The organism is Lysinibacillus sp. G01H (assembly GCF_028872195.1).
GTDB lineage: Bacteria > Bacillota > Bacilli > Bacillales_A > Planococcaceae > Lysinibacillus > Lysinibacillus capsici.
In genome coordinates this window covers 3327520-3339706 of record NZ_CP118397.1, presented here as the reverse complement: position 1 = coordinate 3339706, position 12187 = coordinate 3327520, and the positions used below count along the sequence as shown (strand labels likewise).

The following is a 12187-nucleotide window of genomic DNA, read 5'->3' as shown; positions in this document are numbered from 1 at the left end:
ATAAATACTGTATAAGGGGTCACAATAAAACTATTACATATATTTCTAAAAGGATTGATCGGAATGGAAAATGTTGTTGTTCGTAATAATGTAACAATACTCGGACAAGGAGACCAAACGCTTATTTTTGCACATGGATTTGGCTGTGATCAAAATATGTGGCGTTTCATTACGCCTGCATTTATGGACAAATATCAGATTATATTATTCGATTATGTAGGCTCAGGTAACTCAGATACAAATGCCTATTCATCAGAAAAATATCAATCGTTACAGGGCTATGTCCAAGATGTATTGGACATTATTGAAACGCTATCATTACAAAATAGTATTTTTGTCGGGCATTCCATTAGTGCCATGATAGGACTGCTCGCATCTATCCAGCACCCTGACTATTTTAAGAAATTGATTATGATTGGTCCTTCTCCGTGTTATTTAAATGATGATGGTTATCGAGGGGGTTTTGAGCGAAGTGATATAGCGGAGTTATTAGACATGATGGAAATGAACTTTACAGGTTGGGCCAGCTATATGGCACCAATTGCAATGAGTAATCCTGAACAGCCAGCATTAACACAGGAACTGAAGCAAACCTTTATAGCAGCAGACCCTATCATTGCAAAAGAATTTGCTGAGGTCACATTTTTATCTGATCATCGTAGTGAATTATCAAAGGTCTCCGTTCCTTCGTTAATTATCCAATGCTCGGAAGATAGTATTGTGCCAATTGGTGTTGGAGATTATTTGCATCATCATCTCAAAAATAGTACGTTACAATTAATGGAAGCAAAAGGTCATTATCCACATATTAGTCACCCAAATGAAACGATACAATGTATTGCAGATTTTTTGTAGGGAAAAATGAAAGGATTATCAACAATGGAAAAACGACTCAACAATGCTCCATGTGGATTTCTTTCCATCACACATGAAGGGCTTATTTCAGAAATCAATCAAACCCTGCTAGATTGGATCGGCTATGAGCAAGAGGAATTATTACATATGCATCTAGAAATTCTTCTATCTACGCCCAATAAGATGATTTTTCACTCTTATTTTTATCCTATGATTAATCTAGAGGGACAAGTAGAGGAATTATTCATTCATTTCAAACAGAAGGACGGGATGTCGGTTCCGTTTTTAATGAATGCTAAATTGTACGAAGAGGATATGGTAGAGCGAATTGATTGCATTTTAGTAAAGATGAAAAAGCGTATAGATTATGAACAAGAATTACGATCAGCCAAAAAACTACTTGAGGCTGCCTATCAAGAAAAGGATCGTGCATTAGCTAATTTGGAGCAAATTCATGTAGAAATAGAACATCAGCAGGCGAAATTATTGGAAATGAATACTGCTTTAGTAGAATTATCAATGACTGATAAACTGACTGGCTTGAAAAACAGGAGATTTTTCCAGGAACAACTCGAACAACATTTTAATCGTTTTCATGAGACAGCAAAATCTTTTTCGTTATGCATTTTAGATATCGATCATTTCAAAAAGGTCAATGATACATATGGTCATCAAGTTGGAGACGATGTCCTCGTTCAATTGGCACAACTATTACAAATACAAGTACGTCTAGAAGATATCGTCGCTCGTTATGGTGGGGAGGAGTTTATTATCATCTTACCAGAGATCGAGATACCTGAGGCAAAAGAAATCGGCGAAAAAATTAGACACACCGTGGAGCAGGATCGTTGGCCAACAGGCAGTCTTACGATCAGTATGGGAATTGCCACAGTAACTTCAGAAGATACAGAGACGACATTGATAAAAAAAGCAGATGAAGCATTGTATGAATCGAAAGAGCATGGACGAAACAAAGTGACTCATTTTCATGAGATAAAGTGAATAGCTTTTACAATTCGGCTATTAATTTTTGAATAGAAGGAAGATCTGCTGGAGCAAATGGGAGATCAAGCAATTGGTTGCGGGGAACCCATCTTGCTTCAGCATGTTCTAAAATTTGGGGTGTGCCTTTTATAATTGAAGCTTTGTATGTTTCTAAATGAACGAAAAATTGTTCGTATTCATGAAGCGTTACAGCCACTTGTTTACCTACTTGAATCTTACAGTTAAATTCCTCAAGAATTTCTCGATAAAGGGCCTGTTTTGGTGTTTCGCCCCGCTCTATTTTACCACCAGGGAATTCCCAATAATTTGCTAAAACCATTTGGGGATTTCTTAAAGCACAGAAAATTTCTTGTTGCTCATTTTCAATAATAGCCCCTACTACATGTATTGTTTTTTTCATTTATATACCCCACTTTGTGTCTTCATTATTATGTGTATGATTATAGCATGTTTAAGTTGTACGCCACTTGCCACCACAGGAAAATAACAGTTTTCTTACTTAGCTATGAAATTTGCCATTTCGTAGGGTATAATAGTGGTCAATATATAGGAAAAAGGCGGTAAGAGGTAGCGATGAAGAGAATTGAATCTACGCAAAATGCGTTAGTGAAATATTGGAAAAAGTTAGCGACTACAAGAAAAGAGCGTGAACGTTCGGGTGAATTCCTAGTAGAGGGCTTTCATCTTGTTGAAGAAGCATTAAAAAATAAAAAGCAAGTATTACAAATTATAGTGCGTGAAGGTATAGATTTGCCAATGTTATGGCCAATCGATGATGTAGCTATTGTAGAGGTATCGACTGCGGTAGCGAAGGAATTCGCGGAGACAGAAACTTCCCAAGGTGTTTTTGCTGTATGTAAACAGCCCGTCTTAGAGGATAATGTGATGACTACTTGGCGAAAAGTGTTATTAATTGATGCTGTCCAAGATCCTGGTAACATTGGAACAATGATTCGTACAGCAGATGCTGCAGGTTTAGATGCTGTAATTTTAGGAAAAGGCTGTGCCGACCTTTATAATCCTAAAACACTACGTGCGGCTCAAGGCTCCCACTTCCATATTCCGGTAGTGCGTGGAGATTTAGCAGAATGGATAGATATATTACAGGATCAAGGTGTACCAGTATTTGGTACTGCATTAGATGAGGAAGCGGTGCCGTATAGTGATATTCAGCATACGGGTGCATTTGCGATTATCATGGGGAACGAAGGAAGTGGCATTCAGCCTCAGTTATTAGCGAAGACAGATCAAAATATGATTATTCCTCTTTTTGGACAGGCTGAATCATTAAACGTAGCAGTAGCCACAGGCATTGTTTTATATGGCTTTGCCAAGTAATAAATTGATCATTGTGGGATTGAGGCAGTTGTCTCTTGATTTGCTACAGCCCCATATTGTATAATTTATTCTAAAATGTAAGTTTAAATAATAAATGCTTTGACCGGGAAGTAGTAAAGATTGCGAATGGACGACAGGGAGCGTAGGCCAGAGATTGAGAGCCAACGCCGTTTCAATGCAGTTTTGAATTCAGCCCGCGAGCAGCTACCGGGACCAGTGTCATGCTGTAAAGGTAAGCCGGCTTTCTCAAGTCGTTATGTCAATGAAGTGATTGTAAGGCTTTGCTTTGCAATAACTAGGGTGGTACCGCGAAAATGTCCTCGTCCCTTTTTAGGGGCGAGTTTTTTTATGTCTAAAAAGCAGGCATTTATTTTCTGAGGAGGTTTTAACATGGAAGAGCAATTAAAACAATTAGAGCAAGAAGCACTTGCTAAAATTGAAGCAGCTGCAAATTTAAAAGAATTGAATGAAGTACGTGTTGCGTATTTAGGAAAAAAAGGACCTATTACTGATTTACTAAAAGGGATGGGGAAATTATCAGCTGAAGAACGTCCGAAAATGGGTGCTTTAGTGAATAATGTCCGTGAAAATGTAACGGCAGTATTAGAAACAAAGATTACCGTGTTGGAAGAGGCAGCCATTGCTGAAAAATTAGCGAGTGAGTCGATTGATGTCACTTTACCAGGTCGTGAAATTAAAGTGGGGAACCGTCACCCTTTAACACGTGTCATTGAAGAAATTGAAGATTTATTTATTGGAATGGGCTATGAAATTGCTGAAGGTCCAGAAGTGGAGAAGGATTACTATAACTTTGAAGCACTAAATTTACCAAAAGGACATCCAGCTCGTGATATGCAAGATTCGTTCTATATTTCCGAGGAAATATTATTACGTACCCATACTTCACCAGTACAGGCTCGTACGATGGAAGCCAAAAAAGGTGAATCGATTCGCATAATTTGTCCTGGTAAAGTATTCCGACGTGATAATGATGATGCAACACATTCACATCAGTTTATGCAAATTGAAGGTTTAGTCATTGGCGAAAATATTCGCATGAGTGACCTTAAAGGAACATTAGATACTTTAGCGAAAAAAATGTTTGGTGCAGACCGCGAAATTCGACTACGTCCGAGCTTCTTCCCATTTACTGAGCCATCAGTAGAGATGGATATCTCTTGTTTCAAATGTGGTGGAGCTGGCTGTAACGTATGTAAGGGCACTGGCTGGATTGAGATTCTAGGAGCTGGTATGGTGCATCCAAACGTATTAGAAATGGCTGGCTATGATCCAAAGAAAGTTTCAGGATTTGCATTTGGTATTGGTGCAGAACGTATTGCGATGTTGAAATATGGTGTTGACGATATTCGTCATTTCTATACAAGTGACACTCGCTTCTTATCACAATTCGAGCGAACAGAAGCGTAAGGGGGATAAAACATGTTAGTATCATTAGAATGGTTAAAAGATTATATCAATACGCAGGACTTAGCACCTGAGCTATTAGCAGAAAAAATTACACGCTCTGGGATCGAAGTAGATGCAGTAATTGATCGTGCTAATGCTATGGATAAAGTTGTAGTTGGTTACGTAGTTTCTAAGGAGAAACATCCAGAGGCTGATAAGTTAAATATTTGTCAAGTTGATGTTGGAGAAGTAGAACCACAACAAATAATTTGTGGTGCACCGAATGTTGATGCTGGTCAAAAAGTCATAGTTGCTCGTCCAGGTGCACATTTACCAGGTGGCATTAAAATCAAAAAAGCAAAACTTCGCGGTCATGAATCGAACGGAATGATTTGTTCCTTACAAGAGCTTGGAATTGAAGGGAAACTTGTTCCTAAGGCTTATTCAGAGGGTATCTACGTACTGCCAGCGGAGGCAGAAGTAGGTTCAGATGCACTTGCGATTTTAGGCTTACGCGATACAGTGCTAGAGTTAGGCCTAACACCTAATCGCTCTGACGCTCTTTCAATGCTAGGTGTAGCTTATGAAGTAGGTGCCATTCTTTCAGAGGAAATTCAATATCCAAAAATTTCCTACCAAACTGCTGGTGAAAAAGCACAGGATTACCTAAAGCTTCATGTGGAAGATTTACAAGCAAATCCTATGTATGTGGCAAAAGTTGTGAAAAACGTAAAAGTCGGTGAATCACCAATATGGCTTCAAAATCGTTTAATGGCTGCGGGAGTACGTCCACACAATAATGTTGTAGATGTAACGAACTATGTATTAATGGAATATGGTCAACCTCTACATGCTTTTGACTATGATAGCCTAGCAACAGGTGAAATCGTTGTTCGTAAAGCAACAGAAGGTGAAAAAATTACAACATTAGATGACCAAGAACGTACATTAAAAGCTTCAGATTTAGTCATTACAAATGGCAAAGAGCCAGTAGCTATTGCTGGTGTAATGGGTGGTGCTAATTCAGAGGTAACAGATTCAACTACGACTGTTGTCATTGAGTCAGCCTATTTTGATGGTTTAACAGTGCGTCAAACGTCTCGTCATCTTGGCCTACGTTCAGATGCATCGGCTCGTTTCGAAAAAGGGGTAGACCCAAATCGTGTCTTACCAGCTGCTGAACGTGCTGCTGCTCTACTTGCTGAATTAGCTGGAGGCGAAGTATTAGAAGGTACATGTTTAGTAGATGAGTTAGATAAAACACCAGCGCGAGTAGTCGTTTCCCCAGATTTTATTAATGAACGTTTAGGTATGAAGATTGCATTAGAAGATATGCTTTCTATTTTAGAGCGTTTAAAATTTGGTGTAGAGGCAGCAAATGGTTTATTAATTATTGATGCACCCACACGTCGCCAAGATATTAAAATTGAAGAGGATATCGTGGAGGAAATTGCTCGTCTTTATGGTTATGATGAAATCCCAATGACATTACCAGAGGGTGCAACACAAGTAGGTAATTTATCACCTTATCAAGCAAATCGCCGTGTTGTTCGTCATTACATGGAAGGGGCTGGCCTGTATCAAGCGGTAACTTATTCGTTAACGTCGGATGCATTGTCGCAACGTTTTGCTTTGAAAGCAGAGCCGGTAACTCGCTTGCTTATGCCAATGAGTGAGGAACGTTCTACATTACGTCAAAGCCTTATTCCACATTTAATCGAAGCAGCTGCGTATAATGTTGCACGTCAAGCTGAAGGCGTGGCTTTATATGAAATTGGTTCCGTGTTCCTTGGTCAATCAGATGAGGGGCAACCTTATGAGGAAGAGCATGTGGCAGCAGTATTAACTGGCAAATGGCTAGACCATGCTTGGCAAGGTGAGAAAAAAGCTGTAGATTTCTTTGTGCTAAAAGGTATCGTCGAAGGTGTCATTGGCAAACTTGGCTTAGAAAATCGCATGACATTTGTGAAATCACAAGTGGATGGCTTACATCCAGGTCGTACGGCTAGCATTTTATTAGATGGCAAGCAAGTCGGCATCATCGGTGGACTTCACCCAGCAGAGCAAAAAGCATGGGGAGTAAAAGACACGTATGTAATGGAGATGAATTTAGTGGCGCTACTAAATGCAACAGCACAAGAAGCACCACTTGCCTACACACCAGTGCCTCGTTTCCCAGCTATGTCTCGTGATATCGCTCTTATTATGGACCGTACAACAACAGCGGGCGAAGTAATGGAAGCAATTGACGCAGCGGGTGTGAAACTATTAAAAGATATCCGTGTATTCGATGTTTACGAAGGGGAGAAAATGGAACCAGGTAAAAAATCGGTTGCCTTCTCACTCACATACTTTGATCCAGAACGTACTTTAACAGACGAAGAGGTAGTGGCCGCACATAACAAAGTGTTAAAAGCCATTGCTACGATTGCAGGCACAGAAGTACGCTAATATATGAAAAAAGACTGTCTTACGAGGCAGTCTTTTTTTGTTTGAGAATGGTGAAAATGATGATCTAAAAGGTGAAGAATCTGCTCAAATGAGAGATGATCTGAAAAGTGGTGAAGTTGCTCAAAAGAGAATGTGAGGAAATATAAAAGGAATAATACACTCACTAGAGATTAGACAGTTCCATCAGAATCGAATCTACTAAAAATATAGACTGAAAGATATTCACAAAAATTATTAAAAAACTAAATATAGAGCAGCAAAGTTGATCAAATAAATAGTTTCGTAAATAGTCTAGGAATGGATAATTTTCCTTGCTATAGTCATTAAAAAAGGAGTGATGAAATGTTTATTAAACCATATGAGGAAGCGAAAATGACATTAGGTTTGCGAGCTTTAGTTAGAAGACTCATACCAAATCATCCATCTCTTGATCAAATGAAGAGGGAGTTATTACAGGCTGAAGCAGGCGAATACGGTGAAAAATTTATTATGAAACAACTGGAGAAATTAACTTTTACGAAAAACTTTCAAGTTTTACATAATATCACTTTTCAGCATTCATACTCATTACAGTTAGATGTTGTGGTGATAACACAATATGAAGTAATAATTATTGAAAGTAAGAATATTCGAGGAGAAGTTGAATTAAAAAATCGACCACGTCAAATGATTCGGACTCTTGAAACAGGTGAACAGCGTGTATTTCATCATCCTGAAGTACAGCTCGAGGAATATGTATATAATTTAAAGGGATTTTTCAAGCAACATCACACTGAAGTACCTGTCAACGGTATCATTGTTTTTCCTTTTAATAATGCACGAATCAATTATGAGGATGGATTATTTCCAGTATTGATGGGAAGAGAGTTAACGAGCTTTTTGCAACAACGTCCAATGAAGCCAAAAACTATAGATTATCAATATATTAGTGCACTACTTGTGCAACACAACAAACCATATGAGGGGTTTCCACTAAGTCGTTACTTTGGGATAGAGGTGGATGCGATTCAAACAGGCGTGATCTGTCCAAAATGCGAATGTGGACAGATGCATTGGGTTAAGATGAAATGGACCTGTTCCAGCTGTCATTATTCGAGTAAAAAGGCACATTTATCTGCTCTGCAAGATTATGGGATGCTCATCAATAAAAAAATTACGAATGCACAAGCCCAGCATTTTTTACAGTTAAACAATCGCCATACAATAAAAAGAATGTTAATGGCAAGTTGTTATCGGGATTCGGGATTAAAAAGATCAAGAGATTATCAAATTTTTTTATGACCTTTATAAAAATACTAGAAGCGGTTATCTAATTGGAGACCCGCTCCAAAAGGTGCCTGAAGCGCTCATCCCAAGTAGAAAAGCGCTCTAAAAGATGACTGAAGCACTCCCCCAAGTAGAAAAGCGCTCCAAAAAGGTTCCTAATGCGCCTCACGCTCCTCAGGAACCCCAAAAAAGCTTTTTTAAGCAACCAATAGTACGATTTACTTCATCTTCCGTGCTTTATCAGTGTTGGCGAAATGCCATTTTGTGATGGAGCGTAGAAATTCTTCGCCTTGATTACGCCAGATTCGGGCTGCTTGCACATCTACTTTGTTAGAGGCACCCTTCATTAATGTAAGCCCTGTAATGTCACTCAAACGGTCCATCTCCTTTAAAAAGGCAGCACGAGCTAAAATAGATGCTGTAGCCACAGCTACATGTAATTGTTCTGCTTTAGTAGAAAAGTAGACATTTTCTTGTACAAGTTCACGTTCATTTTTTAAATAATTGTAATAGACACCACGTTCAGCAAATTGGTCGATTAAAATAAATTCAGGTTTTTCAGGTGCCATTTTTGATAGCGTGTTTTGTAGTGCCTTGTTATGCATCATGGCTTTCATTTTACCTTGGGAATAGCCTTTTCCTTGTAAGTTGTTATATTTCTCGTTACGTAAGACGAGAACACTATGGACACAGGCTGCACGCAAATCAGGTGCAATTTTCCTCATATAGTCATCTGTTAGCATTTTTGAATCTTTTACACCAAGCTCATTCATGAGGTCGATTTTGGAAGTAGGCACATACACTGCTGCTACTGTGATTGGACCAAAATAATCACCTGTGCCTGTTTCGTCTGAGCCTAAGACAGACATGGTTGCGAAATTGTTAGGCAGTACATCCCCTTTTGCCCCAATAGTGGAGAGTGGAGTAGCGGTTTTTTCAACAGTTCCCCAACGTGCTGCCTCGCGTTCAGCACCGCCCCCCTGGAACATTAATTTGCCTGATTTATACATAGTTATGGCTGTATCTGGTAGTTTTGCAGCAAATATGACACCAGGAGCCTTTCGTTCTATAAAGTGCGTTGCATAGTAAGCCATCACCTCTTTTTGAATATTTGTTGAAATGGAAAGCACAATATTTGCCATTTAATCGTTCCTTTCTGTCCTCGTTGTTCACAATTTTATACCTTTCATGGTATGATAATAAATAGCTTTTTTGTGTGATGGTGCTCACAAGCCTCTAAAATCGTGTGTGCATCGAATTTATAGGAGGGTGCGACTATGGAAAAACAAGAAAAGAATAAAATTTCTGTTGAAATATATGGTCATACATATAAAATGGTCGGCTCTGAATCCATTGGCCATATGCGACTTGTTGCTTCGATTGTTGATGACCGTATGCGCGAGATGAACGTACATAATCCCTCACTTGATAGCACAAAACTTGCTGTTCTGACAGCAGTAAATACAGTTCATGATTATTTACTATTAAAAGAACGAATGGAGCAGTTAGAAGAAGAATTGAAAAAGTTAAAGGGTTGAAGAAAATGTTAGATTTAATCATATTAGTGGTACTGTTAGCTGGTATAGGCGTCGGTGCAAAACGAGGTTTTATTGTACAGATGATGCATATTGTCAGCTTTGTAGTAGCCCTAATTGTTGCGTATATTTATTATAAGCCATTAGCACAAAAATTTGTATTTTGGGTTCCATATCCAGGCGTAACTGACACAGGTAGCCTTGGCGTTGTCATTGATAGTCTAGATTTAGACCGTACCTTTTATCGGGTAATTGCCTTTGCTGTTATTTTCTTTGCAGTAAAAATAACGTTGCAAATCGTGGCATCGATATTTGATTTTATCGCGTATTTGCCTGTGCTAAATACAGTGAATCGTTGGCTTGGGGCGTTACTTGGCATGATTGAAAACTATTTAATTATGTTTATTTTGCTATATGTGTGCGCCTTATTACCAGTAGATGCCATACAAAATTTAATGTCGAAGTCATTGTTAAGTGGTCTCATGTTGGAGCATACACCAATTATTACAAAGATGTTCCAAAACTGGTGGTATATTTATATGCAATAGTAACTGTGCACTTCTCTCTGTCTTGAGGGAAGTGTTTTTACGATAGGAGGAATTACCAATGAATAAAAAAACAATTATTCGCACACTCGAAAAAATTGCTTTATATATGGAACTACAGGGAGAAAATCCATTCAAGGTATCAGCCTTTCGAAAGGCAGCGGCAGCACTAGAGGGGGACGAGCGTTCATTAAGCGAAATGGATGATGTAACAAAACTCAAAGGAATTGGCAAGGGTACTGCGGCTGTAATAGAGGACTTAATGGCAACAGGTGAATCGAGTTTGCTAAAGGAGTTAGAAGAGATTGTACCTAAAGGGTTACTGCCATTGCTAAAATTACCTGGCTTGGGAGGAAAAAAAATAGCGAAACTTCACCAAGAGCTTGGTATTGACTCTGCGGAAAGCTTAAAGGCAGCTTGTGAAGCTGGGAAAGTACGTGAATTAGCTGGATTTGCTGTAAAATCTGAGGAGAAAATTTTAAAGGAGCTAGCCAATTTAGCAAATCGTTCAGAACGACTACCAATTTGGCAGCTTGAGCCTGTGGTTTTACAAATAGAGGCGCTTCTAGGTAGTATGAAGGAAGTAGAACGTTTTTCAGTTGCTGGCAGCTTCCGTCGCGCGTTAGAAACTAGCAAAGATATTGATTTTATTGTTGTGACAGAAGCAGTTGAGGAAGTACGCGAAAAGTTGTTAAATAGCTTAGCCATTCAAGAAGTAGTGGCAGCAGGGGATACTAAAATTTCAGTGATTTTAGACTTAGATGAGCCCGTTAGCGTTGATTTCCGTTTAGTGAAGGACAATGAGTATGCGACTGCGCTGCACCATTTCACAGGTTCAAAAGATCATAATGTTCGTATGCGGCAAATTGCCAAAGCCCGTGGTGAAAAAATAAGTGAATATGGTGTGGAACAGGAAGATGGTACCGTTTTTACGTTTCAAGACGAGGCAGCATTTTTCGCTCATTTTGATCTACCTTGGATTCCGCCAAGCTTACGGACAGGAACAGCAGAATTTAACAAAACAAACATAATTCATAACTTAGTTCGACTAGAGGATATTAAAGCTGATTTGCATATGCATACAACATGGTCGGATGGTGCATACTCTGTTGCAGAAATGGGCGAGGCGTTACTAGCACGGGGCTATCAATATAGCGTTATTACAGACCATTCGCAATTCCTAAAAGTAGCAAATGGATTAACGCCAGAGCGTTTAGAAAAGCAACGTGGAGAAATTGAGGCGTTTAATGCAGCACATCCAGATTTTCATTTGTTTAAAGGGACGGAGATGGATATTTTACCAGACGGCTCCCTTGATTTCGAAGATCAGGTGTTAAAAGAGCTCGATTTTGTTATTGCTTCCATTCATTCTAGTTTTACACAATCACAAGATAAAATTATGGCACGTTTACTAACTGCTATGCAAAATCCCTATGTTCATATGATTGCCCATCCGACTGGTCGAATTATTGAAGATCGCGATGGTTATAATCCTGATATGAAACAGTTAATTGCCTGGGCAAAGGAATATGGTAAAATTTTAGAGTTAAATGCAAATCCGTATCGTCTCGATTTATGTGTAGAACATTTAGAAATGGCATGCGCTGCAGGTGTGCCAGTAGCCATCAATACAGATGCACATGATATTGCGCATTTACGTTTTATGGATATTGGGGTTCGCTATGCAAATAGAGCATGGTTACCGAAAGATATGATTGTGAATACATGGACGCGTGAACAGTTTGAAGCGTTCATACGAAGAAATAAATAGGCTGAGGAGGTGTT

Annotated in this window: 11 protein-coding genes and 1 other annotated feature; of the genes, 9 read left to right on the top strand and 2 right to left on the bottom strand. The window is 39.0% G+C overall.

All coding sequences use genetic code 11. From position 1 onward, the window contains the following. The first annotated feature begins 63 nt into the window (after nucleotides 1–63). Nucleotides 64–855, top strand: a complete 792-nt coding sequence (locus tag PSR12_RS16965) for an alpha/beta fold hydrolase (protein WP_274769866.1) — start codon at nucleotides 64–66, stop codon at nucleotides 853–855. Nucleotides 856–879: 24 nt separating this feature from the next. Continuing rightward, nucleotides 880–1857 (top strand): sensor domain-containing diguanylate cyclase, encoded by a 978-nt coding sequence (locus tag PSR12_RS16960; protein WP_274769864.1) that lies wholly within the window; start codon nucleotides 880–882, stop codon nucleotides 1855–1857. A gap of 7 nt (nucleotides 1858–1864) precedes the next feature. Here the strand turns inward: PSR12_RS16960 and PSR12_RS16955 are convergent, their stop codons facing one another. Continuing rightward, entirely contained in the window at nucleotides 1865–2260 is a 396-nt protein-coding gene (locus PSR12_RS16955) for a (deoxy)nucleoside triphosphate pyrophosphohydrolase (RefSeq protein ID WP_221680954.1), read from the bottom strand. A 173-nt stretch (nucleotides 2261–2433) separates the two neighbouring features. Between PSR12_RS16955 and PSR12_RS16950 the strand changes: the two genes are divergently transcribed. From PSR12_RS16950 to PSR12_RS16935, 4 genes are all read left to right on the top strand, one after another. Beyond that, nucleotides 2434–3198 carry a TrmH family RNA methyltransferase gene (locus tag PSR12_RS16950; protein WP_274769862.1) on the top strand — a complete coding sequence of 255 codons (765 nt, stop codon included), beginning with the start codon at nucleotides 2434–2436 and terminating at the stop codon, nucleotides 3196–3198. Nucleotides 3199–3288: 90 nt separating this feature from the next. Further along, nucleotides 3289–3529, top strand: a binding site (T-box leader). A 59-nt stretch (nucleotides 3530–3588) separates the two neighbouring features. Next, nucleotides 3589–4626, top strand: coding sequence for a phenylalanine--tRNA ligase subunit alpha (pheS, locus tag PSR12_RS16945; protein WP_004226385.1), 1038 nt, complete (start codon nucleotides 3589–3591; stop codon nucleotides 4624–4626). A 12-nt stretch (nucleotides 4627–4638) separates the two neighbouring features. Then, nucleotides 4639–7056 carry a phenylalanine--tRNA ligase subunit beta gene (gene pheT / locus PSR12_RS16940; RefSeq protein ID WP_274769861.1) on the top strand — a complete coding sequence of 806 codons (2418 nt, stop codon included), beginning with the start codon at nucleotides 4639–4641 and terminating at the stop codon, nucleotides 7054–7056. Between the two features lie 342 nt (nucleotides 7057–7398). Further along, nucleotides 7399–8337, top strand: a complete 939-nt coding sequence (locus PSR12_RS16935; RefSeq protein WP_274769860.1) for a nuclease-related domain-containing protein — start codon at nucleotides 7399–7401, stop codon at nucleotides 8335–8337. 203 nt (nucleotides 8338–8540) lie between these two features. Here the strand turns inward: PSR12_RS16935 and rnhC are convergent, their stop codons facing one another. Next, nucleotides 8541–9464, bottom strand: coding sequence for a ribonuclease HIII (rnhC, locus tag PSR12_RS16930; RefSeq protein ID WP_274769859.1), 924 nt, complete (start codon nucleotides 9462–9464; stop codon nucleotides 8541–8543). A 135-nt stretch (nucleotides 9465–9599) separates the two neighbouring features. On the opposite strand from rnhC, the gene zapA reads away from it, so the two are divergent. The 3 genes from zapA to polX are packed head-to-tail and all read left to right on the top strand — an operon-like array spanning nucleotide 9600 to nucleotide 12173. Continuing rightward, on the top strand, nucleotides 9600–9860 hold the full coding sequence (gene zapA / locus PSR12_RS16925) for a cell division protein ZapA (protein ID WP_016991554.1): 261 nt from the start codon (nucleotides 9600–9602) through the stop codon (nucleotides 9858–9860). A gap of 5 nt (nucleotides 9861–9865) precedes the next feature. Beyond that, the gene (locus PSR12_RS16920; RefSeq protein ID WP_004226395.1) at nucleotides 9866–10405 is read left to right on the top strand and encodes a CvpA family protein; all 540 of its coding nucleotides are present in this window, start codon (nucleotides 9866–9868) and stop codon (nucleotides 10403–10405) included. 58 nt (nucleotides 10406–10463) lie between these two features. Next, nucleotides 10464–12173 (top strand): DNA polymerase/3'-5' exonuclease PolX, encoded by a 1710-nt coding sequence (polX, locus tag PSR12_RS16915; protein WP_274769856.1) that lies wholly within the window; start codon nucleotides 10464–10466, stop codon nucleotides 12171–12173. Nucleotides 12174–12187 lie beyond the last annotated feature (14 nt).